At 67.9% G+C, this 24,924-nt stretch carries 37 protein-coding genes; 33 read left to right on the top strand and 4 right to left on the bottom strand.

Features of this window, described 5'->3' with window-relative positions:
• Window positions 1-5 precede the first annotated feature (5 nt).
• Genes ABDZ81_RS09070 through secY form a run of 24 tightly spaced genes read left to right on the top strand, consistent with a single transcriptional unit; the run spans window position 6 to window position 13,629 of the window.
• Complete coding sequence (locus tag ABDZ81_RS09070) at window positions 6-1,028, top strand: 50S ribosomal protein L3 (protein ID WP_343773642.1); 1,023 nt, start codon at window positions 6-8, stop codon at window positions 1,026-1,028.
• Window positions 1,029-1,031: 3 nt separating this feature from the next.
• Window positions 1,032-1,784: a 50S ribosomal protein L4 gene (gene rpl4p, locus ABDZ81_RS09065; RefSeq protein ID WP_343773641.1), complete on the top strand. Its 753-nt coding sequence runs from the start codon at window positions 1,032-1,034 to the stop codon at window positions 1,782-1,784.
• Window positions 1,781-2,035 carry a 50S ribosomal protein L23 gene (locus ABDZ81_RS09060; protein WP_343773640.1) on the top strand — a complete coding sequence of 85 codons (255 nt, stop codon included), beginning with the start codon at window positions 1,781-1,783 and terminating at the stop codon, window positions 2,033-2,035. The genes rpl4p and ABDZ81_RS09060 overlap by 4 nt, the downstream gene beginning before the upstream one ends.
• Window positions 2,036-2,037: 2 nt before the next feature.
• On the top strand, window positions 2,038-2,760 hold the full coding sequence (locus ABDZ81_RS09055) for a 50S ribosomal protein L2 (protein WP_256394016.1): 723 nt from the start codon (window positions 2,038-2,040) through the stop codon (window positions 2,758-2,760).
• Entirely contained in the window at window positions 2,757-3,182 is a 426-nt protein-coding gene (locus ABDZ81_RS09050) for a 30S ribosomal protein S19 (protein ID WP_343773639.1), read from the top strand. The genes ABDZ81_RS09055 and ABDZ81_RS09050 overlap by 4 nt, the downstream gene beginning before the upstream one ends.
• Before the next feature lie 3 nt (window positions 3,183-3,185).
• Window positions 3,186-3,647, top strand: coding sequence for a 50S ribosomal protein L22 (locus ABDZ81_RS09045; protein ID WP_256394014.1), 462 nt, complete (start codon window positions 3,186-3,188; stop codon window positions 3,645-3,647).
• Entirely contained in the window at window positions 3,647-4,603 is a 957-nt protein-coding gene (locus ABDZ81_RS09040; RefSeq protein WP_343773638.1) for a 30S ribosomal protein S3, read from the top strand. The genes ABDZ81_RS09045 and ABDZ81_RS09040 overlap by 1 nt, the downstream gene beginning before the upstream one ends.
• Complete coding sequence (rpmC, locus tag ABDZ81_RS09035; protein ID WP_343773637.1) at window positions 4,603-4,818, top strand: 50S ribosomal protein L29; 216 nt, start codon at window positions 4,603-4,605, stop codon at window positions 4,816-4,818. Before ABDZ81_RS09040 ends, rpmC begins: the two co-directional genes overlap by 1 nt.
• A 1-nt stretch (window position 4,819) precedes the next feature.
• Window positions 4,820-5,341 (top strand): ribonuclease P protein component 1, encoded by a 522-nt coding sequence (locus tag ABDZ81_RS09030; RefSeq protein WP_343773636.1) that lies wholly within the window; start codon window positions 4,820-4,822, stop codon window positions 5,339-5,341.
• Window positions 5,326-5,673, top strand: coding sequence for a 30S ribosomal protein S17 (locus ABDZ81_RS09025; RefSeq protein WP_343773635.1), 348 nt, complete (start codon window positions 5,326-5,328; stop codon window positions 5,671-5,673). The genes ABDZ81_RS09030 and ABDZ81_RS09025 overlap by 16 nt, the downstream gene beginning before the upstream one ends.
• A complete protein-coding gene (locus tag ABDZ81_RS09020) occupies window positions 5,673-6,071 on the top strand; it encodes a 50S ribosomal protein L14 (protein ID WP_343773634.1) in 399 nt (132 codons plus the stop codon). Before ABDZ81_RS09025 ends, ABDZ81_RS09020 begins: the two co-directional genes overlap by 1 nt.
• 1 nt (window position 6,072) lies before the next feature.
• Window positions 6,073-6,429, top strand: coding sequence for a 50S ribosomal protein L24 (rplX, locus tag ABDZ81_RS09015; RefSeq protein WP_343773633.1), 357 nt, complete (start codon window positions 6,073-6,075; stop codon window positions 6,427-6,429).
• Entirely contained in the window at window positions 6,426-7,199 is a 774-nt protein-coding gene (locus ABDZ81_RS09010; protein WP_343773632.1) for a 30S ribosomal protein S4e, read from the top strand. Before rplX ends, ABDZ81_RS09010 begins: the two co-directional genes overlap by 4 nt.
• Window positions 7,196-7,720, top strand: a complete 525-nt coding sequence (locus ABDZ81_RS09005) for a 50S ribosomal protein L5 (protein ID WP_343773631.1) — start codon at window positions 7,196-7,198, stop codon at window positions 7,718-7,720. Before ABDZ81_RS09010 ends, ABDZ81_RS09005 begins: the two co-directional genes overlap by 4 nt.
• Window positions 7,717-7,899, top strand: a complete 183-nt coding sequence (locus ABDZ81_RS09000) for a 30S ribosomal protein S14 (RefSeq protein ID WP_097008248.1) — start codon at window positions 7,717-7,719, stop codon at window positions 7,897-7,899. Before ABDZ81_RS09005 ends, ABDZ81_RS09000 begins: the two co-directional genes overlap by 4 nt.
• A gap of 2 nt (window positions 7,900-7,901) precedes the next feature.
• Window positions 7,902-8,294, top strand: coding sequence for a 30S ribosomal protein S8 (locus ABDZ81_RS08995; RefSeq protein ID WP_256394005.1), 393 nt, complete (start codon window positions 7,902-7,904; stop codon window positions 8,292-8,294).
• A 2-nt stretch (window positions 8,295-8,296) separates the two neighbouring features.
• Window positions 8,297-8,830, top strand: a complete 534-nt coding sequence (locus tag ABDZ81_RS08990; protein WP_343773630.1) for a 50S ribosomal protein L6 — start codon at window positions 8,297-8,299, stop codon at window positions 8,828-8,830.
• Between the two features lie 3 nt (window positions 8,831-8,833).
• On the top strand, window positions 8,834-9,541 hold the full coding sequence (locus tag ABDZ81_RS08985) for a 50S ribosomal protein L32e (protein ID WP_343773629.1): 708 nt from the start codon (window positions 8,834-8,836) through the stop codon (window positions 9,539-9,541).
• Window positions 9,538-10,008: a 50S ribosomal protein L19e gene (locus ABDZ81_RS08980; protein ID WP_343773628.1), complete on the top strand. Its 471-nt coding sequence runs from the start codon at window positions 9,538-9,540 to the stop codon at window positions 10,006-10,008. Before ABDZ81_RS08985 ends, ABDZ81_RS08980 begins: the two co-directional genes overlap by 4 nt.
• Window positions 10,008-10,556 (top strand): 50S ribosomal protein L18, encoded by a 549-nt coding sequence (locus tag ABDZ81_RS08975; RefSeq protein WP_343773627.1) that lies wholly within the window; start codon window positions 10,008-10,010, stop codon window positions 10,554-10,556. Before ABDZ81_RS08980 ends, ABDZ81_RS08975 begins: the two co-directional genes overlap by 1 nt.
• The gene (locus ABDZ81_RS08970; RefSeq protein WP_097008242.1) at window positions 10,553-11,197 is read left to right on the top strand and encodes a 30S ribosomal protein S5; all 645 of its coding nucleotides are present in this window, start codon (window positions 10,553-10,555) and stop codon (window positions 11,195-11,197) included. The genes ABDZ81_RS08975 and ABDZ81_RS08970 overlap by 4 nt, the downstream gene beginning before the upstream one ends.
• Entirely contained in the window at window positions 11,194-11,661 is a 468-nt protein-coding gene (locus ABDZ81_RS08965) for a 50S ribosomal protein L30 (protein WP_343773626.1), read from the top strand. Before ABDZ81_RS08970 ends, ABDZ81_RS08965 begins: the two co-directional genes overlap by 4 nt.
• A gap of 3 nt (window positions 11,662-11,664) precedes the next feature.
• On the top strand, window positions 11,665-12,168 hold the full coding sequence (locus ABDZ81_RS08960) for an uL15m family ribosomal protein (RefSeq protein WP_343773625.1): 504 nt from the start codon (window positions 11,665-11,667) through the stop codon (window positions 12,166-12,168).
• A gap of 3 nt (window positions 12,169-12,171) precedes the next feature.
• Window positions 12,172-13,629 (top strand): preprotein translocase subunit SecY, encoded by a 1,458-nt coding sequence (gene secY / locus ABDZ81_RS08955; protein WP_343773624.1) that lies wholly within the window; start codon window positions 12,172-12,174, stop codon window positions 13,627-13,629.
• A gap of 142 nt (window positions 13,630-13,771) precedes the next feature.
• Here secY and ABDZ81_RS08950 read toward each other — a convergent pair whose 3' ends face one another.
• A complete protein-coding gene (locus tag ABDZ81_RS08950) occupies window positions 13,772-14,365 on the bottom strand; it encodes a hypothetical protein (RefSeq protein ID WP_343773623.1) in 594 nt (197 codons plus the stop codon).
• Window positions 14,366-14,737: 372 nt separating this feature from the next.
• Here ABDZ81_RS08950 and ABDZ81_RS08945 point away from each other — a divergent pair, with 372 nt between their 5' ends.
• Window positions 14,738-18,166 (top strand): MEDS domain-containing protein, encoded by a 3,429-nt coding sequence (locus ABDZ81_RS08945; protein ID WP_343773622.1) that lies wholly within the window; start codon window positions 14,738-14,740, stop codon window positions 18,164-18,166.
• A gap of 27 nt (window positions 18,167-18,193) precedes the next feature.
• Here ABDZ81_RS08945 and ABDZ81_RS08940 read toward each other — a convergent pair whose 3' ends face one another.
• Window positions 18,194-18,625 carry a DUF7975 family protein gene (locus ABDZ81_RS08940; protein ID WP_343773621.1) on the bottom strand — a complete coding sequence of 144 codons (432 nt, stop codon included), beginning with the start codon at window positions 18,623-18,625 and terminating at the stop codon, window positions 18,194-18,196.
• A 79-nt stretch (window positions 18,626-18,704) separates the two neighbouring features.
• On the opposite strand from ABDZ81_RS08940, the gene ABDZ81_RS08935 reads away from it, so the two are divergent.
• Window positions 18,705-19,352, top strand: coding sequence for an adenylate kinase (locus tag ABDZ81_RS08935; protein ID WP_343773620.1), 648 nt, complete (start codon window positions 18,705-18,707; stop codon window positions 19,350-19,352).
• Window positions 19,353-19,407: 55 nt separating this feature from the next.
• Here ABDZ81_RS08935 and ABDZ81_RS08930 read toward each other — a convergent pair whose 3' ends face one another.
• Window positions 19,408-19,644: a hypothetical protein gene (locus ABDZ81_RS08930; protein WP_343773619.1), complete on the bottom strand. Its 237-nt coding sequence runs from the start codon at window positions 19,642-19,644 to the stop codon at window positions 19,408-19,410.
• A gap of 10 nt (window positions 19,645-19,654) precedes the next feature.
• Here ABDZ81_RS08930 and ABDZ81_RS08925 point away from each other — a divergent pair, with 10 nt between their 5' ends.
• The 7 genes from ABDZ81_RS08925 to ABDZ81_RS08895 all read left to right on the top strand — a co-directional run bounded on the left by ABDZ81_RS08925 (window position 19,655) and on the right by ABDZ81_RS08895 (window position 24,672).
• A complete protein-coding gene (locus ABDZ81_RS08925; RefSeq protein ID WP_343773618.1) occupies window positions 19,655-19,807 on the top strand; it encodes a hypothetical protein in 153 nt (50 codons plus the stop codon).
• A gap of 86 nt (window positions 19,808-19,893) precedes the next feature.
• Complete coding sequence (locus tag ABDZ81_RS08920) at window positions 19,894-20,391, top strand: hypothetical protein (RefSeq protein WP_343773617.1); 498 nt, start codon at window positions 19,894-19,896, stop codon at window positions 20,389-20,391.
• A 78-nt stretch (window positions 20,392-20,469) separates the two neighbouring features.
• Window positions 20,470-21,639: a thiolase domain-containing protein gene (locus ABDZ81_RS08915; protein WP_343773616.1), complete on the top strand. Its 1,170-nt coding sequence runs from the start codon at window positions 20,470-20,472 to the stop codon at window positions 21,637-21,639.
• A complete protein-coding gene (locus ABDZ81_RS08910) occupies window positions 21,636-22,016 on the top strand; it encodes a Zn-ribbon domain-containing OB-fold protein (RefSeq protein WP_343773615.1) in 381 nt (126 codons plus the stop codon). Before ABDZ81_RS08915 ends, ABDZ81_RS08910 begins: the two co-directional genes overlap by 4 nt.
• Before the next feature lie 86 nt (window positions 22,017-22,102).
• A complete protein-coding gene (locus ABDZ81_RS08905) occupies window positions 22,103-23,008 on the top strand; it encodes a DUF106 domain-containing protein (protein WP_343773614.1) in 906 nt (301 codons plus the stop codon).
• A gap of 125 nt (window positions 23,009-23,133) precedes the next feature.
• The gene (gene cmk / locus ABDZ81_RS08900; protein ID WP_343773613.1) at window positions 23,134-23,712 is read left to right on the top strand and encodes a (d)CMP kinase; all 579 of its coding nucleotides are present in this window, start codon (window positions 23,134-23,136) and stop codon (window positions 23,710-23,712) included.
• Between the two features lie 18 nt (window positions 23,713-23,730).
• On the top strand, window positions 23,731-24,672 hold the full coding sequence (locus ABDZ81_RS08895) for an RNA-guided pseudouridylation complex pseudouridine synthase subunit Cbf5 (RefSeq protein ID WP_343773611.1): 942 nt from the start codon (window positions 23,731-23,733) through the stop codon (window positions 24,670-24,672).
• 27 nt (window positions 24,673-24,699) lie between these two features.
• Here ABDZ81_RS08895 and ABDZ81_RS08890 read toward each other — a convergent pair whose 3' ends face one another.
• Window positions 24,700-24,912 (bottom strand): dodecin family protein, encoded by a 213-nt coding sequence (locus ABDZ81_RS08890; RefSeq protein WP_343773609.1) that lies wholly within the window; start codon window positions 24,910-24,912, stop codon window positions 24,700-24,702.
• Between the last annotated feature and the right edge of the window lie 12 nt (window positions 24,913-24,924).

The raw sequence follows: 24,924 nt of genomic DNA, 5'->3' as shown, positions 1-24,924 counted from the left end.
TAACAATGCCACAACCAAGCAGACCACGCAAAGGCTCGTTGGGGTTCGGCCCCCGCAAGCGCGCGACCAGCGAGGTACCGCGCTTTAGATCGTGGCCGGACGACGACGGACAGCCGACGCTGCAGGGTTTCGCCGGCTACAAGGCCGGCATGTCCCACGTGGTGATGATCAACGACGAAGCCGACTCCCCGCGCGAAGGAATGGAGGAGACGGTGCCCGTCACCATCGTGGAGACCCCGCCCATGCGGGCGGTCGCCCTGCGAGCGTACGAGGACACGCCCTACGGTAAGACGCCCCTGACGGAGATCTGGGCCGACGAGTTCCACGAGGAGCTCGACCGGACGCTGGATCTGCCCGAGGACCACGACCGCGACGCCGCCGAGTCCGAGATTCGAGAGACTCTCGAGGACGGCCGGATCGCGGACCTGCGGATGATCACGCACACGGTCCCCGAGGAAGTCAAGAGCGTCCCCAAGAAGAAGCCCGACGTCATGGAGACCCGGATCGGCGGCGGTTCCCTTTCGGACCGCCTCGAGTACGGTCTGGAGCTCATCGAGGAGGGCGGCGAGCACGCCGCCGACCAGATCTTCCGACCCGGCGAGTATCTCGACGTCGCCGGCGTCACCAAGGGCAAGGGCACCCAGGGCCCCGTCAAGCGCTGGGGCGTCCAGAAACGCAAAGGAAAGCACGCCCGCCAGGGCTGGCGGCGCCGGATCGGCAACCTCGGCCCCTGGAACCCGTCGCGCGTTCGCTCGACGGTTCCCCAGCAGGGTCAGACCGGCTACCACCAGCGCACGGAGCTCAACAAGCGCCTCATCGATCTCGGCGAAGGCGGCGAGGACGGCATCACGCCGGACGGCGGCTTCGTCAACTACGGCGAGGTCGAGGGGGACTACGCGCTCATCAAGGGCTCGGCGCCGGGCCCCCAGGAGCGCCTGCTCCGACTGCGGACGGCGGTGCGACCGAACGACCAGCCGCGCCTCGACCCCGAGGTGCGCTACGTAGCGACGGAATCGAACCAGGGATAACTCATGCAAGCAACAGTACGCGACCTGGACGGCGAGGACGCGGGCACGGTCGACCTGCCGGAGGTCTTCGAGACCACGGTTCGGCAGGACCTGATCGAGCGCGCGGTGCTCGCCGCCCAGGCAAACCGAAAGCAGGACTACGGCGCAGATGAGTACGCCGGTCTCCGAACCCCGGCCGAGTCGCCGGGTAGCGGTCGCGGCATGGCCCACGTTCCCCGACAGAACGGGGAGGCCCGCCGCGTCCCCCAGGCCGTCGGCGGGCGCAAGGCGCATCCGCCGAAGGCCGAGAAGGACCAGGGTCTCGACGTCAACGACAAGGAGCGCAAGAAGGCGGTCCGCTCGGCGATCGCCGCCACCGCGGACGCCGATCTGGTGGCCGAGCGCGGCCACGAGTTCGACGAGGACGTCGAGCTCCCCCTCGTCGTCGACGACGAGTTCGAGGACCTGGTCAAGACCCAGGAGGTCGTCTCGCTGCTCGAGTCGCTGGGCGTCCACGAGGACGTCGAGCGCGCCGACGAGAACCGATCGGTCCGCTCGGGTCGCGGGAAGACCCGCGGACGGAAGTACAAGACGCCGAAGTCGATCCTCTTCGTCACGTCGAGCGAGACCGGCCCCTCGAAGGCCGCGCGCAACCTCGCCGGCGCCGACGTCGCGACGGCCGCCGAGGTCAACGCCGAAGACCTCGCGCCCGGCGCGGAGGGCGGTCGACTGACGGTGTTCACCGAGAGCGCACTCGAGGAGGTGGCCGACCGATGAGCAGTGTGATCGTACACCCGCTCGTCACGGAGAAGGCGATGAACGACATGGACTTCGAGAACAAGCTCCAGTTCGTCGTCGACATCGACGCCGCCAAGCCCGAGATCGCCGACGCCGTCTCCGAGCGGTTCGACGTCGAAGTCGTCGACGTCAACACGCAGGTGACGATGGAAGGTACCAAGAAGGCCACCGTGAAGCTCGGTGAGGACGACGCGGCCGACGAGGTCGCCTCCAGAATCGGGGTGTTCTAAGAATGGGACGACGAATTCAGGGACAACGACGCGGTCGCGGCGGCTCGACGTTCCGAGCCCCCTCGCACCGCTACAAGTCCGACAAGCAGCACAAGACCGCAGAGGACAGCGACCTGGTCGCTGGCGACGTCATCGACATCACGCACGACCCCGCGCGCTCGGCGCCCGTGGCGGTCGTCGAGTTCGACGACGGCGACCAGCGCATGGTGCTGGCGCCCGAGGGCGTCGGCATCGGCGACCGAATTCAGGTCGGCATCTCCGCGGAGATCCAGCCCGGCAACACGCTCCCCCTGGCCGAGATCCCGGAGGGCGTGCCGGTCTGTAACGTCGAGGCCAACCCCGGCGACGGCGGTCAGTACGCTCGCGCATCCGGCGTCAGCGCGGACCTGATCACGCACGACCGGGACGCCGCGGTCATCCAGCTCCCGTCGGGCGAGGTCAAGCGCCTCGACCCCGACTGCCGGGCGACCATCGGCGTCGTCGCCGGCGGCGGACGGACGGAGAAGCCGTTCGTCAAGGCCGGCAACAAGCACCACAAGATGAAAGCTCGCGGGACGAAGTACCCGCGCGTCCGCGGTGTGGCGATGAACGCCGTCGACCACCCGTTCGGTGGCGGCGGCCGCCAGCACCCGGGCAAACCCAAGAGCGTCTCGCGGGACACGCCCCCGGGCCGCAAAGTCGGTGACATCGCGTCCAAGCGAACCGGACGAGGTGGGAACGAATGAGCGAATCCGAATACAGAACCGGCCGCGAAGGTGAGTTCACCTACCGCGGTCACACACTCGACGAGCTGCAGGAGATGGAGCGCGAGGAAGTCGCGGAACTGCTCCCCGCACGCCAGCGGCGAACTATCGAGCGCGGGCTCAGCGTCGAGCACGAGAAGCTGCTCGAGAAGGCAAGCGAGAAGGGCGAAGAGGAGACGGCCAACGACCCGATCCGAACGCACCTGCGCGACATGCCGATCCTGCCCGAGTTCGTCGGACTGACGTTCGCCGTCTACACCGGCCAGAGCTTCGAGCGCGTCGAGGTCGAGCCCGAGATGATCGGCCACTACCTCGGCGAGTTCCAGCTCACCCGGACCTCCGTCGAGCACGGTCAGGCCGGCATCGGCGCGACCCGCTCGTCGAAGTTCGTACCGCTCAAGTAAACCATGGGAATCAACTACAGCGTCGACGTGGACCCGGATTCGACGGCGAAAGCCATGCTCCGGGAGCGTCACATGAGCCACAAGCACAGCAAGGCGATCGCCCGGGAGATCAAGGGCAAGACCGCCGCCGAGGCCACCGAGTACCTCGAAGCGGTCATCGCCGAGGAACAGCCCGTCCCGTTCCGCCAGCACAACAGCGGCGTCGGCCACAAGTCCGGCGTCGACGGCTGGGACGCCGGTCGCTACCCCGAGAAGGCCAGCGGCGAGTTCCTCGACCTGATCGAGAACGCCGTCAACAACGCCGACCACCAGGGGTTCGACGGCGAGGAGATGATCATCGAGCACGTCGCCGCCCACAAGGTCGGCGAGGTGCAGGGCCGCAAGCCCCGCGCGATGGGCCGAGCGACGGCCTGGAACACGATCGAAGTGGACGTCGAACTCATCCTCAAGGAGGCTGACGAATAATGGCAGACGAACACCAGTTCATCGAGGACGGGATGCAGAAGTCCCAGATCGACGAGTTCTTCGCCGACGAACTGGGTCGCGCCGGCTACGGCGGCATGGACGTCGCCAAGACGCCGATGGGCACCCAGATCGTCCTGAAAGCCGAGAAGCCCGGTATGGTGATCGGCAAGGGCGGCGAGAACATCCGGAAGATCACGACGGCCCTCGAGGAGAAGTTCAACCTCGAGGACCCCCAGATCGACGTTCAGGAGGTCGACGAACCCGATCTGAACGCCCGGATCGTCGCCGACCGACTCGCGAACGCACTCGAGCGCGGCTGGTACTTCCGCAAGGCGGGCCACACCACGCTCGAACGCATCATGGACGCCGGCGCGCTGGGCGCCGAGATCGTCCTCTCCGGGAAGGTCACCGGCGCGCGCTCGCGCGTCGAGAAGTTCAACGACGGCTACATCAAGCACAACGGCGAGCCCGCCGAGACGATCGTCGACCACGGCCAGGGCGTCGCCGTCATGAAGCTCGGGACGATCGGCGTGGACGTCAAGATCATCCCGCCGGGCGCCGAGCTGCCCGACGACTTCGAGATCGAGGAGGACGCCGACGTGTCCGCCCTCGAAGAGGAAGTCGAGACCGGCGAGGGCGTCGAGGAGCTGCTCGAGGAGCCCGACGAGGAAGAACTCGAGGAGCTCGAAGAGGGCGCCGCCGAAGCCAGCGAGGCCGACGTAGAAGCCGACTCGGCCGAAGAAGTCCTCGACGAGGAAGTCGTCGAGGAGGCCGCCGAAGCCGACGACGAGGAGTTCGAGGACGTCGAGGTCCCCGGCGACGAGGAAGAGGAGATCGCCGAGGAGCTCGACGAGCTCGAAGAGGACGTCGAGGCCGAGGCCGACGAGCTGATGGAGGAGATGGAAGACGAGGAAGCGGCCGACGACGAGGACTCCGAAGAGGGAGGTGACGCCTGATGCCGATCCTTCACCCCGAGGAGATCCGCGACATGACGCCCGCCGAGCGCGAGGCCGAACTCGAGGAGTTCGAGACCGAGCTGCTCAACGCGAAGGCCGTACAGGCCGCTGGTGGCGCCCCGGAGGATCCGGGCCGCATCAGCGAGCTTCGCAAGGCCGTCGCGCGGATCAAGACGATCCAGCGCGAGGAAGGCGATCTCGAAGACGAGGAATAACATGCCACTGACACCCGAGACGCTGCCGCGACACGAGCTCAACGGCCTGCACGCGCGGGTCGTCGAGGCTCCGAACGCCGACCTGATCGGGATCGAGGGGCGGGTCGTCGTCGAGACGGCCAACACCCTCCATCTCGACTGCGAGGCGCGACGCGCCTCGAACGACGCGAGCGGGCCGAGCCCGCGAGCGGCGGACAGCGGCGACTCTCGGGTGCGACAGGTGCCGAAGCAGGGCTCGAAATTCGAGTTCGCGATCGAAGACCGTGCCAGCGGGCACGCCACAGATGAAGCCGCCGATCCCGAGAAGGGATCGGGGATCGCGTCAGAACTGGAGGCAGGGCAGACGGCGACCGCGCAGGACGGACCTGCGCTTGCCGGCCGACCGGCCGGCGATCGGGAAACCGACGCCGACGTCCCCTCCGGCGATGGCGTGACCTACGTTACGGTGGATGGCTCGCGACTGCTCTCACGACCCGCCGAACGCACCGAAACACGAGGGAATTCACCATGGCAATCGGATTAAACGTACCAGAGCCGGAGACCACCTGCTCCGACGAGAACTGCCCGTTCCACGGATCGCTATCCGTGCGCGGCCAGACGCTCGAGGGCGAGGTGGCCTCCACAGACATGACGAAGACCGTGATCGTCGAACGCGAGTACGACGTGAACGTGCCGAAGTACGATCGACTGATGAAGCGACGCAGCCGAGTGCCGGCCCACGCGCCGGAGTGTCTCGGCCTCTCGGTCGGCGACACGGTTCGCATCGCAGAGACGCGACCGCTCTCGAAGACCAAGAGCCACGTCGTCGTCGAGCAGGTCGACGACGAGGACGCCGCCGCGGGAGGTGGCGACTGATGGAAGCGCTGAACGCCGACGTGACCCAGGGCCTCGAGAAGGGCTCGCTGATCACGTGCGCCGACAACACCGGCGCCCGTGAGCTGAAGGTCATCAGCGTCGCCGGCTACTCCGGCGCCAAGAACCGCCACCCGAAGGCGGGGATCGGCGACAAGATCACCGTGTCGGTCACCAAGGGGACGCCCGAGATGCGTCGCCAGGTGCTCGAGGCCGTGGTCGTCCGCCAGCGCAAGTCGATCCGTCGACCCGACGGCACGCGCCTCAAATTCGAGGACAACGCTGCCGTCGTCATCGACGAGAACGAGGAGCCCCGCGGGACCGAGATCAAGGGTCCCATCGCGCGGGAGGTCGCAGAGCGGTTCGGAAGCATCGCAAGCACCGCTACGATGATCGTATAGTATGACACGACAACCACGCAAACAGCGAAATCAGACGGACGACGCGCCCCTGCACGAGCGACACAAGCAGGTCCGCGCCACCCTTTCCGACGAGCTCCGCGACGAGTTCGACCGTCGTCGCGTCCGCGTCAACGCGGGCGACACGGTCGAGGTCATGCGCGGTGACCACGCCGGAGAGGAAGAAGAGGTCGTCGCCGTCGACCTGAAGGACGGCGTCGTCCACGTCGAGGACGTCACCGTCGAGAAGGCCGACGGCGAGGAGGTCCCGCGGCCGCTGGACGCCAGCAATCTCCGCATCACGGACCTCGACCTCGAGGACGATCGGCGCGAGGCCCGTCTCCGAGGTGATAGCGAATGACGAAACACCAGAAACGACTCTCAGCACCGAACTCCTGGCCGGTCGAGCGCAAGACCGAGACCTTCACCGTGAAGGCCGGTTCCGGTCCCCACGGGCGCGAGGGCGTCCCCCTCGTCGTCCTGATGCGGGACGTGCTCGGCTACGCCGACTCGAAGAAGGAAGCGCGCTACGCGCTGAACAACGACGCGGTCCTCGTCAACGGCGACGCCGTCTCCGACGAGTCGCGTCCGATCGGGATGTTCGACATCCTGGCGTTCACGCAGCGCGAGGAGTACTACCGCGTGTTCCCCGACGAGGGCGGTCGGCTCGCGCTGACCGAGATCGACGCCGACGCCGCGGGCAGCAAGCTCGGCAAGATCGACGACCTGCAGCAGGTCCCCGGCGGGGACACCCAGCTCAACCTCCACGACGGGCAGAACCTGCTCGTCGAGGACGGAGAGCAGTACAGCGGCGGCGACTCGGTCGTCGTCGACAACGAGACAAGCGAAGTCGTCGCCCACTTCCCCTACGAGGAGGGCGAACTCGTCACGGCCGTTCGCGGCCAGCACGCCGGCGAGATCGGCCGGATCGAGGAGATTCAGGTCACTCCCGGCAGCGGCGATAACGGCGTCCTCGTCGAGGGCATCGCCGACAGCGACGACTTCGAGACCGTCGAGCCGTACGTCGTCGTGATCGACGAGAACTTCGTCGAGGGCGGCCTTGAGGACGGCTCCGCGGAGGCAGACTCCGAGGACGCCGCCGACCACGAAACGGAGGAGGATGACGAATGAGCGAAGCTGAAGCGGAGTTCCACGAGATGCGCGAGCCGCGCGTCGAGAAGGTCGTCGTCCACATGGGCGTCGGTCAGGGCGGCCGCGAACTCGCCAACGCCGAGGAGATCATCGAGGAGGTCACCGGCCAGGAGAGCGTTCGAACGCTCGCCAAAGCGACGAAGCCGGACTTCGGGATCCGTCAGGGCGACCCGATCGGCGCGAAGGTCACCCTTCGAGCCGACGACGCCCACGAGTTCCTGGAGACCGCGCTGCCGCTGGCCGACCTGCAGGCCTCGCAGTTCGACGACACCGGCAACTTCAGCTTCGGGGTCGAGGAGCACACCGACTTCCCGAGCCAGGAGTACGACCCGAGCATCGGGATCTTCGGGCTGGACGTCACCGTCAACCTGGTGCGTCCCGGCTACCGCGTCGCCAAGCGCGACAAGGCCAGCCGCTCGATCCCCTCGAACCACCGACTCGACCCCGAGGACGCGGTCCGCTACGTCGAGTCGACCTTCGACGCGGAGGTATCCAAATGAGCGAAAGCGAGAACGGCAACGAACAGACGGGCGAGCACGCCACCAAGCGCACGGGCCAGCTCGAGGAGTGCCAGCGCTGCGGCCGCAAGCAGGGCCTGGTCGGTAAGTACGACATCTGGCTGTGCCGACAGTGCTTCCGCGAGATCGCCCGCTCGATGGGATTCAAGAAGTATCGATAACCATGACAGCAAACGATCCCCTCAGCAACGCGCTCTCCGGCATCAGTAACGCCGAGAGCGTGGGGCATCTCACGCACGAGGTATCGCCCGCCTCGAACGAGATCGGACAGGTACTCGAGGTCTTCTACGACCGCGGGTACGTCGACAGCTTCGAGTTCGTCGACGACGGCAAGTCCGGTCAGTTCGAGGTCGAATTGAAGGGTGCCATCAACGAGTGCGGGCCGGTCAAGCCCCGTTACTCCGCTGGCGCCGACGAGTTCGAGAAGTGGGAGAAGCGGTTCCTCCCCGCCCGCGACTACGGGACGCTCGTCGTCACGACCAGCCACGGCATCATGAGCCACTACGAGGCCCGCGAACAGGGCATCGGTGGCCAGGTCATCGCGTACGTGTACTGACAATGAAGGAAACAGTCGAACTACCGGACGAGGTCAGCGCCGAGGTCGACCACCTCGAGCTGACCGTCGAGGGACCGAACGGAAGCGTCACGCGACGCCTCTGGTACCCCGACGTGACGGTCTCGGTCGACGACGGCGCCGTCGTCATCGAGAGCGAGAACGAGGACGCGAAGACCACCGCGACGGTCGGCACGTTCCGCAGCCACGTCGCGAACATGCTCCACGGCGTCACCGAGGGCTGGGAGTACACGCTCGAAGTGTTCTACTCCCACTTCCCGATGCAGGTGCGCGCCGAGAACGGCGAGGTCGTGATCGAGAACTTCCTCGGCGAGAAGGCCGCCCGTCGGACGCAGGTCCACGGCGACACCGACGTCGAGGTCGACGAGGAGCTGATCACGGTGTCCGGTCCCGACAAGGAAGCGGTCGGCCAGACGGCCGCCGACATCGAACAGCTGACGACGGTCTCGGGGAAGGACGTGCGCGTCTTCCAGGACGGCGTCTACATCACCGAGAAACCCGCCAAAGGAGGTGCCTGATAGATGGCAGACGACCCCGAAACACTGGAGGACATCAGCGGCGTCGGCGACAGCAAGGCGGAAGCGCTCCGCGAGGCCGGCTTCGAGTCCGTCGAGGACGTCAAGGCGGCGAGCCAGGACGAGCTCTCGAGCGCCGAGGGCATCGGTAACGCGCTCGCGGCCCGCATCAAGGCCGACGTCGGCGACCTCGAAGTCGACGAGGACGCCGAGACCGAGGCCGAGATCGAGGACGAAGCCGCCGAGGAAGAGGCCGAAGAGGAGGACGTCGAGACGGAGCTCCAGCCCCGCGGGCTGGCCTCCAAGACGCCCGACCTCTCCGAGGAAGAACAGCGCCTGCTCGACCAGCGCAAGCGGGTCGGCAAGCCGGCGTTCCGGCAGCAGGACTACCACAAGAAGAAGCGAATCCCCGAGTCCTGGCGCAAGCCCCGCGGCGCGCTCTCGAAGATGCGCCGCGGTCACAAGGGCAAGGGCGACATGGTCGAGGCCGGCTACCGGACGCCCGAGGCCGTTCGCGGGAAGCATCCCAGCGGCTTCGAGGAGGTCCGCGTCCACAACACGGACGACCTCGAGGGCGTCGACCCCGACACCGAGGCGGTACGGATCGCCTCGTCGGTCGGCGCGCGCAAGCGCGAGCGCATCGAGGAGCAGGCCGAAGACGCAGAGATCCGGGTGCTGAACCCGACCTACGTCGAAGTGGAGGTCGAACAATGACGGATCTGAGCTCACAGAAGCGACTCGCGGCGGACGTGCTCGACGTCGGGAAGAACCGCGTCTGGTTCGACCCCGACCAGCAGGGCGAGATCGTCGACGCGATCACCCGCGAGGACATCCGCGAGCTCGTCGATCAGGGAACCATCCGCGCCGAGGAAAAGAAGGGCAACTCTCGAGGTCGCGCGCGCAAGCGCGCCGAGAAGCGCTCCTACGGCCACCAGAAGGGCCCCGGCACGCGCCAGGGCAAGGCCGGCGCTCGGCAGGACCCCAAAGACGAGTGGCGAGGTAAAGTGCGCGCCCAGCGTCAGCTGCTCCGCGAACTCCGCGACTCCGGCGATCTCGATCCCGGACAGTACCGCGAGCTGTACAACAAGTCTCGCGGCGGGGAGTTCCGCGACCGCAAGCGGCTGGTGAACTACATAGAGAACAACTACGACGTCGAAGTCGACGTCGAAGGTGATCAATAATGGCGAGTGGACCACGATACAAGGTGCCGATGCGGCGCCGCCGCGAGGTCCGGACCGACTACCACCAGAGGTTGCGCCTCCTCAAATCCGGCAAACCGCGTCTTGTCGCTCGAAAGAGCAACAAGCACGTCTCGGCGCAGCTGATCGTCCCCGGACCGCAGGGCGACGAGACGAAGGTGAGCGCGAACTCCAGCGATCTGGCAGAGTACGGCTGGGAAGCCCCGACGGGCAACCTTCCGGCCGCCTACCTGACAGGACTCCTCGCTGGCCAACGCGCGCTCGACGCCGGTCTGGAGGAAGCGGTGCTGGACATCGGCCTCAACACGGCGACCGAAGGGAGCAAAGTCTTCGCAGTACAGGAAGGGGCGATCGACGCGGGCGTCGAGATCCCCCACAACGAGAGCGTGCTGGCGGACTGGTCGCGCAACCGCGGCGAGCACATCGCCGAGTACGCCGAACAGCTCGACGAGCCGCTGTACAGCGGCGAGTTCGACGCGACTGAACTGCCCGAGCACTTCGACGAAGTGCGGGAGGAGATCCTAGAATGAGCAACAACTACAACGGCGGCTGGGAGCCGGTCACACGGCTCGGTCGCAAGGTACAGGAGGGCGAGATCGACACGATGGAGGACGCCCTCAACTCCGGTCTCCCCCTGAAGGAGCCGGAGGTCGTCGACCAGCTCCTGCCGGGGCTGGAAGACGAGGTGCTGGACATCAACATGGTACAGCGGATGACCGACTCGGGTCGCCGGGTCAAGTTCCGCTGCGTCGTCGCCATCGGCAACCGCGACGGCTTTGTCGGCTACGCCGAAGGTCGCGACGACCAGGTCGGCGCCGCCATCCAGAAGGCGATCGACATCGCCAAGCTGAACATGATCAACGTCTCGCGGGGCTGTGGTTCCTGGGAGTGCGGCTGCGGCCGTCCCCACACGGTCGCGCTGCGCTCGACGGGCAAGGCCGGCTCCGTCGAGGTCGAACTGCGACCCGCGCCGCGTGGCCTCGGCCTCGCGGGCGGCGAGACGGTCCGCAACGTGCTCGAACTCGCGGGAATCGAGGACGCCTGGACGCGTTCCTCCGGTAACACGCGCACGACGGTGAACTTCGCGAAGGCGACGTTCAACGCCCTGCGCAACACCGCCGAGGCCCGCGTGCCCGAGCGCGCCTTCGAGAAGCGCGAGGTGATCGAATGACGAAAGCAGTCGTTCAGCTCCGGAGCGAAGTGAACATGGAGGGCGGCGTCGAGGACACGCTCTCGATGCTGAACCTCTCGCGGATCAACCACTGCACGCTCGTCCCCGAGACCGAAGCGTACACCGGGATGGTCCACAAGGTCAACGACTACGTGGCCCACGGCGAGCCCAGCCAGGACGTCGTCGAGACGCTGCTGGCGAAGCGCGCCGAACCGCTCGAGGGCGACGCCGACGTCGACGACGAGTGGGTGGCGGACAACACCGACTACGACGACATCAGCGATCTCGCAGCCGCGCTGACCGACGAGGAGACGAAGCTCCAGGACGAGGGGCTCTCGCCGGTGCTTCGGCTTCACCCGCCGCGCAGCGGCCACGAGGGCATCAAGCACCCGACCAAGGAGGGCGGGCAGCTCGGTAAACACACCTCCGAGGAGATCGACGACCTCCTCACCGCAATGCGATAGATCATGACCAGCAAGAAACGACGCCAGCGCGGTTCGCGCACGCACGGCGGCGGTTCCCACAAGAACCGCCGCGGGGCCGGCCACCGGGGCGGCCGCGGCGCGGCCGGGCGCGACAAACACGAGTTCCACAACTACGAACCGCTCGGCAAACACGGCTTCACCCGTCCGGACTCGGTCCAGGACGAGGTCCTCGAGATCGCGGTCCAGAAGCTCGACGAGGACGCCGCCGTCTACGCGGCGGAGGGCGACGCCGAGGAGACCGACGACGGGTTCCGCCTCGACGCGCGCGACATCGTCGAGGACGGCCACGAGGCCGACGTCGTCAAGGTGCTCGGCGGCGGGCAGGTCCGCAACCAGCTCGAAGTCGTCGCCGACGCCTTCTCCGCGAGCGCTCGCGCGCTCATCGAAGAGGAGGGCGGCGAAGCGACGCTGAGCGACCGCGCCGAGGAAGCAGAGGACGAGGACGAACCACAAGACGTATCCCAGACAGAGGCAGACGGGGAGTAAGACATGGGATGGAAGGAGGTCGCTGAACCGGTCCTGACGCGGATGCCGATCGTCCGCCAGCCGAAGAGCCACGTGCCGTTCAAGCGCAAGCTGATGTGGACCGGCGGGATCCTGATGCTGTATTTCCTGCTGACCAACATCTACCTGGTCGGCGTGCCCCGCGGCTCGGAGAGCGCGCTGTTCCAGCAGTTCCAGTCGATCCTGGCCGTCGGCCAGGGGACGCTGATGCAGGTCGGCATCGCGCCGATCGTCACCGCGAGCATCGTGCTCCAGCTGCTGGGCGGGACCGACCTGCTCGGGCTGGACACGGACGATCCGCGCGATCAGGTCCTCTACCAGGGCCTCCAGAAGCTGCTGGTGGTCGTGATGACCGTCATGATGGCCATCCCGACCGTCTGGGCCGGACTGCTGCAGGTCTCCGAAGGGATCGCCCAGTCGCTGGGCATCCCGATGATCGGCCTCGAGCTGCTGGTGTTCGCCCAGATCGTCGCCGGCGGAATCCTGATCCTCTACATGGACGAGATCGTCTCGAAGTGGGGGGTCGGCAGCGGCGTCGGGCTGTTCATCATCGCCGGCGTCAGCCAGAAGCTCGTCGCCGGGCTCTTCAGCCCGCGGGCCGGCGGGTTCTTCCCGACCTGGTTCGACATCGCGCTCGGCCGGGCGGGCCCCGAAGGCTCGCTCGTCGGCGGCAGCGGCCTCCAGTACCTGATCTTCGGGGAAGGCCAGCTGCTCGCGCTGTTCACGACGGTGCTGATCTTCGTCGTCGTCGTGTACGCCGAGAGCGTCCGGGTCGAGATCCCTCTCTCGCACAGCCGCGTGAAGGGTGCCCGCGGACGCTTCCCGGTGAAACTCATCTACGCGAGCGTCCTGCCGATGATCCTCGTCCGCGCGCTGCAGGCGAACCTGCAGTTCCTCGGGCAGATCCTCAACAGGACCGCGGGGATGCCGTCGTGGCTCGGCGTCTACCAGCAGGGGAGCCCGGTCAGCGGGTTCTTCTACTACACGTCGCCGATCTACAGCCCCGACCAGTGGATGTGGTGGGCCGGCGGCTCGGCCGCCAACTACGAGATCTGGCAGATCATGCTCCGGGTCGGCATCGACCTCACGGTGATGATCGTGGGTGGCGCAATCTTCGCCATCTTCTGGGTCGAGACGACCGACATGGGCCCTGAATCGACGGCCAAGCAGATCCAGAACTCGGGGATGCAGATCCCCGGATTCCGCCAGAACACCGGCGTGCTCGAGAAGGTCATGGAGCGGTACATCCCGCAAGTGACCGTCATCGGCGGCGCGCTGGTCGGCCTGCTGGCCGTGATGGCGAACATGCTCGGCACCATCGGGACGGTGACCGGCACCGGGCTGCTGCTGACGGTCTCGATCACGTACAAGCTGTACGAGGAGATCGCCGAGGAGCAGCTCATGGAGATGCACCCGATGATGCGGGACATGTTCGGCAAGTAGCGCCGAACGCCCGTCGCGACGTTTTCTTTTGACGCCAGCTCGCCAGCGACAGCTCCGATGTCGAGCCCCGGTTGCTCCGTGCGCTGCTGCTCGTAGCTCCGATCGACCGGAAAAACGGCGTCGCGACGCCGTCGCGGCGCCCTTACTTCTCGTCCTCGTCGGACGGGACGCTTTCCTCAGACGTCTCGGCGGCTTCGTCGACTTGCTCCGCGGCCTGCTCGCCGCCCTGCTCGACCTGCTGGGCGACCTCCTCGCCGCCTTCCTCGATCTGCTCGGCGGCCTCGCCGGTGACCGTCGAGATGCGCCCGGCTGCCTCGTCCGTTCGATCGGTGGTCTGCTCGGCGACGGTCTGGACCTGCTCGGCGGCCTGATCGACGACCTCGTCGACCGACCCCATCCGGGACTTGAGCGCGTACGCGGCGCCGACGGCGCCGACGGCCAGCACTAGATTACGCAGGACGCCGCCGCGACTCCGTCCGCTCCGGGTGCTTTCCTCGATGCGTTCTCGGGCGCGTTCGGTCTCGACCTCGTCGCTCCGGAGTCGGTAGCCGATCGCGACGCCGGCGCCGACGAGCAACAGCGTGCGGGCCAGTCGGCGGCCCCGCGCCCCCGCCGAGCGCTCCTGCTCGGCTTCCTCCATCGCTTCCTTGAACGCCTCCTTCAGCGGCTGCCGCACGGCGCCTTCGACTGATCTGGCGAGCGTCTCTTTTTTCTCCTGTGTTAGAACACTGCTCATAGTTCCCCCAGGGACGGATACATCGAACTCGTGGAAAACTGTACGGGGCTCTCGGCGCTCGCCGAGCGACCCGGAAATCAGGGATTGTCGGGGGTAGGGTCCGGACGTGTCGGCGCCGCCGCCGGCGTCGCGAACGCGATAGATGACTTACCTGTAAGGGCGCTGAAACGGGATAGACGCGGCGCTTATGCACGTACGGGACGTTCGAACCGACACTGAACGGCTGGCGAACCTGTGCCGTTCGCCGACCTCGCGTCAGCGACGCTCCTCTCGGCTGCCAGCAACTGCTATGATACACACTGACATCCCGACGTCCTCGACGAGAGATCGCACCGCGCGCCGACCGATTTGCGCTCCTACACGAGGGACGCCGTGAGCGGTTCCGCCGAAAGAGACTCCGCCGGCGATCGCAATAGCGGACTCGACGCTCTCCGGAAGCCCGACCCACTTCGCGACCCTGTCGGCTCGGACGACGGTCACGATCACGACGACCACATCGCGCTGCTGTACGAATCCCGCGCCGAGCAGTTCGCCGCCGTCGTCCCGTTCGTCCGGCAGGGGCTGGCCGACGGCGAGCACTGTCTGTACATCGTCGACGACAATTCGCGCGCCGACGTGATCGCGGCGCTGCGGGACGGCGGCGTCGACGTCGACGCCGCCCTCGAGTCCGGGGCGCTCGAGATTCGATCCCCGGCGGCCACCTACCGTTCCGACGGCGAGTTCGACCCCGACGACATGGTCGCGTTCCTCGAGAACGCCGTCGACGAGGCCCGCGAGGAGTACGAGGCCCTCCGGGTCACCGGCGAGATGACCTGGCTGCTCGACGCCGACGTCGACGCCGAGGAACTGCTCGAGTACGAGGGGAAGTTCGATACGGCGCTCCCCGCGGGGGACTGCATCGCGCTGTGCCAGTACGATCGCGATCGCTTTCCGCCGGCGGTCATCCGCGATCTCGTCAAGACCCATCCGCAGCTCGTCTACGACGGCGCCGTCTGTTCGAATCTCTACTACACGCCGGCGGCGGAACTGTTCTCGACCGAGCGCGCGAGTCGCGAGGTCGACCGAATGCTGGGGGTGCTCCGCGATCGCGCCGTCGCGACGACGTCGCTGCAGACCCACGAGCGATTTCTCCGCCGACTCTACGAGACGATCGCGGCTCCCGACGCCTCGTTCGACGAAAAAACCCGACGACTGCTCGATCTCGGGCGGGAGTACCTCGACCTCGACGTCGGCTTCCTCTCGCAGATCGACGGCGAGGCGTTCGAGATCGTCGACGCAGTGGGATCGCACGAGCTGATCCAGCCGGGTGACACGGCGCCGGTATCGGAGACGTACTGCCGGCGGGTCCTCGAATCCGACGGCCCGCTCGGCGTCGCGGACGCCGCAGCGGAGGGGTGGGAGAACGATCCGGCCTACGAGCAGTACGGGCTGGAGTCGTTCCTCGGCGTCACGGTCTCCGGCGGCGCAGATCGGTACGGAACCCTGTGCTTCGCGGACACGAACCCCCGCGATGTGCCGTTCACCGAGGGCCAGCAGGCGTTCGTCGAGTTGATGGGGGAGTGGTTCAGACACGAACTCGACCGCCTCGAGCGCGAGCGGTACCTCCGTCGCGCGTACGACGTCACCTCGGACACCGACCGGTCGTTCGACGAGAAGATCGACGCGCTGCTGGAGCTCGGGGCCGAGCGGTTCGGCGCCGACGCCGGACTGCTGGCCCGGGATCGCGGCGACGTCTTCGAGATCGAGGCGATGCACGGCGACCACCCCGAGATCGCGGAGGGGGCGACGACGCCGGCGTCGTCGACGCACTACTGCCGGGAGGTCGTCTCCGAGGGCGAGACGCTGTCGGTCAGCGACGCCGCCGCTGCGGGGTGGACCGACGACCCGCTCTACGAGCAGCTCGGACTGGCGTGTTACGCCGGCGTCGACATCGCCGTCGGCGACGAACAGTACGGCACGATCTGCTTTCTGGACCGCTCGCCGCGGGAGGCCGACTTCACGTCCGGCGAGCGGACGTTCTTGGAACTGATCGGGCAGTGGATCGAGTACGAACTCGACCGGCGCCACCGCGAGGACCGGCTGGCCGCGCTCAACGGACTGAGCCGCGAGCTGATGGATCCCGAGACGACGGCGGACATCGCCGAGCGCGTCGTCGCCGCGGCCGAGGACTCCCTGAACCTCCCCGTCGCGGCCGTCGCGATCGACGACGCGGAGACGGGCGTCCTGGAACCGCTGGCGGCGACCGGGGCGGGCGACCGTCTGCTGGCCGAGCACTCGCCGCTGTCGGTCGGCGAGGGCGTCGGCTGGAAGGCGTTCGTCAACGACGAGCCGCGACGGCGGGACGACCTCGATTCGGACGCCGGCGACGCGTCGGCGTCGCAGCGGGTATCCGAGATCGCGGCGTTCCCGCTGGGCAAGCAGGGCGTGTTTCTCGTCGGCGCGACGAGCGAGGGCGGGTTCTCGCCGGGCGACTACGACTTCGTCGAGACGGTCGCCGCCAACGTCGGCGCCGCGTTCGGGCGGACGCGCCGCGAACAGCAGCTCCGGGCCCGCGAGGCGACGCTGGAGGACCGGACGGAGACGCTCGGCCGGCTGGAGCGCATCAACTCCATCATCCGCAACATCGACCAGGCGCTCGTCGGCGCCTCGAGCCGGGACGAGATTTTCCGCGTGGTCTGCGAGGAGTTGGCGGCGGACGGCGGCCCCTACGAGCTCGCGTGGGTCGGCGACGCTGAAGCGGTGTCCGGAACGGTGACGCCCGTCGAACGAGCCGGCGCCACCTCGTGCTACCCTGAGGAGATCGAGGTGGACGTCGAGGGCGGCGTCGAGACGCTCGAACCCGCCGGTCGGGCGCTCCGGACGGGCGAGGTGCAGGTCGTCGACGAGGTGGTCGGCAGTCCGCCGTTCGAGTCCTGGCAGCGGGTCGCCCTCGAACGCGGGTTCCAGTCGATCGCCGCGCTCCCCCTCGTCCACGGCGACACGACGTTCGGCGTCCTCGGCGTCTACGCGTCCGAACCGGGGATGTTCGACGAGCTGGAGCGGGACGTCCTGACGGAGCTGAGCGACACGATCGCCTACGCCGCGAGCGCGCTGAAGAGCAAGCGCGCGCTGGTCAGCGACGAGGTCGCCGAGCTCGACTTTGCCGTCTCGGACGACGACTTCACGGTCGCGAAACTCACGCGCGACGCCGGGTGCGCGTTCGTCCACGAGACGATGGTCCCGCAGGCCGACGGCGGACTCCGGGTGTTCTTCCGGACGCGGGACGCCGCCCCCGAGGCGATCCTGGACGCCGCCGCCGGGCTCTCGATCAGCGAGGTGTCGCTCGTATCGGAGCGCGAGGACGGCGGCGAGCGGGTGTGCCTGTTCGAGGCGCTGCTCGCCGAGGACTGTCCCGCTGCGACGGTGCTCGACCACGGCGGCAGGCTCACCCGGCTCCGCGCCGAGGACGGCGAGGCCGAGGTGACCATCGAGATCGCGTCCGGCGAGCCCGCCCGCGAGTTCGCGGCGTCGTTCCGGTCGCGGTACCCCGAGGCGACGTTGACGGGCAAGCGCACCAGCGAACGATCCCGGGAGACGCTCACCGAGTTCCACGCCGCGCTGACCGACGACCTGACGCCGCGCCAGATCGAGGCGCTCCGGACCGCGTTCCACAGCGGCTACTTCGAGACGCCGCGGACGCGCTCGGGCAGCGAGGTCGCCGCGTCGATGGACATCACCCAGCCGACGTTCAACGACCACCTCCGGGCGGGCCAGCGCAAGCTCTTCGGGAAACTGTTCGCGTCCGAGTCCGGCGACGGGTGATCGTCTCCGGCTGTTTCCGTTCGCGCGCTACACTTCGGCCGCCCAGGCGCGGTACTCCTCGGGGCGTTCGTACACCTCGCGGAACGCACGGTCGAGGAACTGCGCGACGCGCTCGGGGTCGGTGCGGGCGGTCAGGCGGACGTTCGTCCCCTCGGCCTCCTCGGGCCTGTGGAGGTCGTCGATCGAGAACGCCGGGAACTCGTCGAGCAGCGACTTCAGACGGTCGAGTTCGGCGTCGGTGCAGTCGAGGTTGAGCGTGCCGTCGGCGTACTGGATCCAGGGCGGGTCGTCGTTCTCACCGTCTCCGCTCTCGTCGGTCTCCCCAGCGGCGCCGTCGGCCTCGGCAGCGGCGTCGGCCTCGATCGTCAGGAACGGGCTCGAGCGCTGCTCGTGGGCGTCGATGGCGTCGACGAACAGCGCCAGTCGCGCCTCGGCGTCGGCGGCGTCGAATCGCGTCATGGTCTCCGGTTGGTACCCCGGGGCCAAAAGCCCGGCCGGTTTTCTTTAAGCCTTTAACCCGGGAGGCTGAGATACGACCATGGCCAATCCGAACGTACTGATACTCGGAGCACCGGGTGCGGGCAAGGGAACGCAGAGTTCGCGGATCGTCGAGGAGTTCGGCGTCGAGCACGTCACGACGGGCGACGCGCTGCGCGCGAACAAGGACATGGACATCGGTCACCTCGACACCGAGTACGACACGCCCCGCGCGTACATGGAGGCCGGCGAGCTGGTCCCCGACGAGGTCGTCAACGAGATCGTCAAGACCGCCCTCCAGGAGGCCGACGGCTACGTGCTCGACGGCTACCCGCGCAACCCCGCGCAGGCGGAGTACCTCGACGAGATCACCGACCTTGACGTCGTGCTCCACCTCGACGTCGCCAAGGAGGAGCTGGTCGACCGCCTCACCGGCCGCCGCGTCTGCGACGAGTGCGGCACGAACTACCACGTCGAGTACGATCAGCCCGAGGAGGAGGGCGTCTGCGACGAGTGTGGCGGCGAACTGATCCAGCGCGACGACGACACCGAGGAGACCGTCCGCGAGCGCCTGAACGTGTACGAGGACAACACCGTCCCCGTCATCGAGCAGTACGAGGGCGACGACGAGTTCGTCCGCGTCGACGGCGAGCGCGCGCCCGACGCCGTCTGGGAGGACGTGCGCGACGCGATCGCCGAGAAGGCCTGATCGACCTCGGTCCCGTTTCTCTTCGACCTGCGAACGCGCGCCGCGCGTGAAGACTTCAGTCGCGGCGAGCGTACCAGAACGTCAGGAGCGCGAACAGCACGACGAAGCCGGTTACGAACGACGCCGCGAACAGCACTCGCCCCGGTAGACCGGTCGTTAACTCCTCGTAGCCCAGCGCGGTCAGCCCGTCGCGGGCGGCGATGGCTGTTCCGGCGGTGACGGCGAGTAGTGCAAGAGTCACGAGGATCGGTCGAACCCTGCGAAACGCGCTCTCGATCATTCGGTGATTCACGGCTAGAATTATGGCTGAATCCACTAATCAATTCCCCGAGCTGCACCTTCCGATCTACTCGACCGACGGCGAGCGTCCGACCGATCTCGTCTGGAAGGACGTGCGCGACGCGATCGCCGAACGGTCTGAACGGGGCGCCGCCGGCGTCGCTTCGGCGCCGTAGCGGGACGCCTATCGGAAACACCGCTCCGTCGGTCCGAACGCCCGACGAGCGGAGAATTTTACTGCAAACTGTCCGAACTGCGAACGATGCCCTCCAGACGAACGCTGCTTCGCTCCGCCAGCGTCGCCGGCGTCGGCGCGCTCGCCGGGTGTAACGCGCTCCGGCCCGGCGCCGAAGGGTACGTTCAGTTGAAGACGATCGAGGGGATGTACGGGGAGAACGGCGTCTGGAAGAGTGACACCGTAATCGACGTCGAACTGAGCTCACCGCCGGGCGAGAAGCCCCCGGAACTGGAGGGCCCCTTCGGTGAGTGGGATCGCTACTTCGACACGCCGCGCCGGCCCGTCGTCTCCGAGTCACTCCACGAGGAACTTCGACTATCCTACGAGGAAGTCCGCTACGTCGTCGGCGTCTGTACGCCGAAGTGGGCCGACGGCGGCGACGAGATCGGTTGTTACAACGTCGCGACGACCCGCGAGACGTTCAACGCGGCGCAGGTCCACGACCGCGTGCGGGCGTCCTCGGACGGGTCGTCGATGACGATTCACTCGGTCGACGGGCGGTGGCCGTTCGACGCGGAGTGACGCCCCGGCAGGTTCGGATCGTGTGCGGATTCGATCACAAACGATAATTACTTTGTCGCGAGCGCCCGGTCTACGTTCATGCGCGAAGCCACGATCGCGGGCGCCGGGATGACGCGGTTCGGCGTCCACGAGTCGACCCTTCCCGAACTGTTCGCGGACGCCGCACTCCCCGCGATGGACGACGCCGGCGTCGAGGCGGCGGATATCGACGCGCTGTACTTGGGCAACACGATGGGCGGCCAGATCGAGGGCGAGAGCCACCTCGCGCCGACGCTGGCGTCCCACGTCGGACTGGCTGGCGTCCCCTGCCAGCGCTTCGAGGACGCCTGCGCGACCTCCTCGAACGCGTTCAAGCACGCCGTCCGCGCCGTGGAGGCGGGCCACCACGACGCGGTGCTGGTCGGCGGCGTCGAGCGCTGCTCGGCGGCCACCGGCCGTGAGACCGACGAGATGACGCGGATCTTCGCCAGCGCCGCCCACGGAACGTACGAGCGCCCGACCGGCCTCACCTTCCCCGGCGTGTTCGCCCTGCTGACCAAGCGCCACATGCACGAGTACGGCACGACCGAGGAGCAACTCGCCGAGGTCGCCGTCAAGAACCACTACCACGGAAGTCTGAACCCCCGCGCGCACTTCGGCAAGGAGACCACCGTCGAGGAGGTGCTGGAGGGGCCGATCGTCGCCGATCCGTTCCACCTCCACGACTGCTGTCCGTTCTCGGACGGCGCGGCCGCGGTCGTCGTGGCGAGCGCCGAGGTCGCGGCGGAACTGGACTGCGACCTAGTACCGGTCGCGGGCGTCGGGCACGCCACCGACGTCGTCCCGATAGCCGACAAAGCTCACCCCTCCGTGACCCGTTCCGCGCGCGACGCCGCGAGTCAGGCCTACGAGACCGCGAGGATCGGTCCCGACGACGTGGACGTCGTCGAACTCCACGACTGTTTCACCGGCGCGGAAGTGCTGGCGACCGAGGCGCTGGGGCTGGTAGAGGACGGTCAGGGCGGCCCGGCAGCTGCGGCGGGCCGCACGTCGCTGGGCGGGGAGATTCCCGTCAATCCCAGCGGCGGGCTCAAAGCGAAGGGCCACCCGCTGGGCGCGACGGGCGTCGCCCAGCTCGTTGAGCTGACCGAGCAGCTCCGCGGCGACGCCGGCGATCGCCAGGTCGAAGACGCCGACGTCGGGCTGGCGCACAACCTCGGCGGCGACGCCGCGACGACCGTCGTCACCGTGCTGGAGGCCGCGCGATGACGAGCGATCTCGGCCAGTATCTGTCCGACGGCGAGCTCGGCGTCGACGGCTGGACGGCGGCGCTGGAAGACGACCGGCTGCTCGGGCAGGCCTGTCCCGACTGCGAGCACGTCACCGCGGCGCCGAAGGCGGCCTGCGCGCGCTGCGGCAGTCGCGATCTCGATCCCGTCGAACTCCCCGAAGAGGGAACGGTCTACTCGGCGACGCGCGTCGAGGTGGCGCCCGAGGGGTTCGCGGCGCCGTACACGGTCGCGCTGGTGACGGTCGGCGACGCGCGCGTGACCGCTCGCATCGACGCCGACGTCGAGATCGGCGACGACGTCCGGTTCCAGGGGGCGACAGAGTCCCCGGAGGGGCTGACGCCGCTTTTCGGGTGAGCGCACACCTCCTCCGGTCGCCGACCCCCGAAACGACGCGCCGAGAGTAAAAGGTTGATTACGGGGGGTCGCCTAGCCACCGTCAAATGGTGCGCACCGCGGAGAAAGTGCAGTCCCTCATCGAGGAAGATGAGGACTTCGCCGACGCGCTGGCGTCGGTCAAACGCGTCGCCGATCAGAACGGCGGCGAGGTCGAGTGGCAAGACGTCGAGGGCGACGTCACGAGCGGCCAGTGGGGCCGGTTGATCGAGCAAGGCGTCCTCCGGAGCGCGGAGGGCGACGCCTTCCGCCTGTCCGATCCCGAGGGGGTCGAGCAGGTCGTCGGCGACGACGGCTCCGTCGAGATGCCCGATACCCCCGACGTCGACAGCGAGGACAGCTCCTGGTCCCAGTGGGACAAGCTGGCCGGCCTCGCGACGCTGGGCATGATGGTCGGATACTACTTCAACCCGGTCCGGAACGCGGTCGGGAACTCGATCGATCTCATGCTCGGGCCGATCGACGCCGTGCTCCCGTTCTACGCCGTCGTGATGGTCGTCGCGATGCTGACGTCGGTGTACTCGATGCTGCTGCAGGCGAACCTGATGGACTCGGAGAAGATGTCCGAGTACCAAGAGCAGATGCAGGCCATCCAGGAAAAGCGCAAAGCCGCCAAGGAACGGGGCGACGACGAGGCCCTCGAACGCATCCAGGAGGAGCAGATGGAGGCCATGGGCGATCAGCTCGGCATGTTCAAAGAGCAGTTCCGCCCGATGGTGTGGATCATGGTGCTGACGATCCCCATCTTCCTGTGGCTCTACTGGATCACCAACACGGGCCAGATCCCGGCGGCCGAGCAGACGGCGATCATGCCGTTCGTCGGCGAGATCCAGTGGGACGAGGGGATCCTCGGCCCGATGCCGGCGTGGATCGTCTGGTACTTCCTCTCGACGATGGGGTTCCGCCAGCTGTTCGCCAAGCCGCTGAACATCCAGACGACGCCCTCGACCTGACGGCCGTTTTCCCGCCCGCCGCGCGGGTCGGCGACGCCGCCGGTCCGCTCACCGCGCCCTCCGGCGATCCGCCGCGCGCCGACCGAGTTCAAAACCTCTTTTAGCGCCAGTCGCTCAGTGTGTGTATGTTACTGACCGTTTCCGGCCCGCCCGGCGCCGGAAAGTCCACGACCGCCGCCGCGCTCGCGGAGGCGTTCGACGTAGAGCACGTCAGCGGCGGCGACATCTTTCGCGAACTCGCAGACGAGCGGGGTCACTCGCTCGCGGAGTTCAACGAGCTCGCCGAGACGGATCCGCAGATCGACCGCGATCTGGACCGCCGTCTCCAGGAGGTCGCCCGCGAGCGCGAGGACGTCGTGCTCGAATCCCGGCTCGCCGGCTGGCTCGCCGCCGACGAGGCCGACGTGCGCATCTGGCTGGACGCGCCGATCGAGGTCCGCGCGCGCCGGATCGCCGACCGCGAGGACAAGCCCGTGGCGCAGGCGCTCGACGAGACCAAGGAGCGCGCCGCCAGCGAGCGCCAGCGCTACCTGGAGTACTACGACATCGACATCGAGGACCTCTCGATCTACGACCTGACGGTCAACACCGCCCGCTGGGGCGAGGACGCGGTCCCGTCGCTGGTCGTCGACGCCGTCGAGCGCTACGACCCCGACGAGGACGAGGGCAAGACGCCGATCACCGGCGTCGACTACGACTTCTGAGATGCACCTGCCTCTACTATGATCCGCGGCCCGCCCGACGAACGCTCGCCCGCCGACCTGCTCGCCTTCGGCGTCGTCAACCTCGACAAGCCGCCCGGCCCCTCGGCCCACCAGGTGTCGGGCTGGGTGCGCGACGCGACCGGCGAGCACGTCGCGCCCGAGGATTCCGCCGGCGAGTGGGCCGCGGCCCACGCCGGGACGCTCGACCCCAAAGTGACGGGCTGTCTCCCGGTGCTGCTGGGCGACGCGACCCGCCTCGCGCAGGTGTTTCTCGAGGGCAGCAAGGAGTACGTCGCGGTGCTGGAACTCCACGACGAGGCACCGCGGGACGCCGAGGCGATCGTCGACAGCTTCGAGGGCGACCTCTACCAGAAGCCGCCGCGCAAGAGCGCCGTGACCCGGCGCCTGCGCACGCGCGAGATCTACGACCTCGACCTGCTGGAAGTCGAGGATCGACAGGCGCTCCTGCGCATCCGCTGCGAGAGCGGCACGTACGTCCGGAAGCTCTGTCACGACCTCGGGCTGGCGCTCGGAACCGGCGCCCACATGGGCGATCTGCGCCGGACCGCGACCGATCCTTTCGACGACCGGGACATGCACACGATGCACGATCTGGTCGACGCGCTGGCGTTCCTCGAGGAGGGGGACGAGGCGCCGCTGCGCGAGGTCGTCGAGCCGGCCGAGCGCGCGCTCGATCACCTCCCGCACGTGACGATCGCCGAGAGCGCCGCCCGCGAGGTCGCCGAAGGGGCGCCGGTGTACGCGCCCGGCGTGCTCTCGGTCGATTCGGACGCCGTTCCGGGCGCCGACGCGGACGCCGCCGGAGCGGACGGCGATGACGATGCGCCGCTGGTCGCCTGCTTCACGCCCGACGACGCCGCTGTCTGTCTCGGCCGTCTGGTCGGCGATCCGGACGCGGAGCGCGGCGTCGCCGTCGAACTCGAACGCGTACTGGTCTGAGCCGGCCGACGGAACGTATCTTTGCCGTCACTCCTCGCCGTGCTTGACGGGGAACGCGACCTCGACGGTCGTCTTGTACTGGGTGATCTCGCCGTCCTCGACGGACGCCGTCTGGTCCTCCACCTCGACGCCCTTGATGTCCTCGATGGTCTGCGACGCCTCGCGGACGGCCTCCTGAGTCGCGTCGTGGAACGATTCCTCGGACGTGCCGAGCACCTTGATGATCTTGACTGCCGACATACGATGTGGACG

The sequence above is a fragment of the Natronoarchaeum mannanilyticum genome, from assembly GCF_039522665.1.
GTDB classification, from domain to species: domain Archaea; phylum Halobacteriota; class Halobacteria; order Halobacteriales; family Natronoarchaeaceae; genus Natronoarchaeum; species Natronoarchaeum mannanilyticum.
The sequence above is the reverse complement of the archived record's forward strand: the minus strand, read 5'-3'. Positions and strand labels throughout refer to the sequence as shown.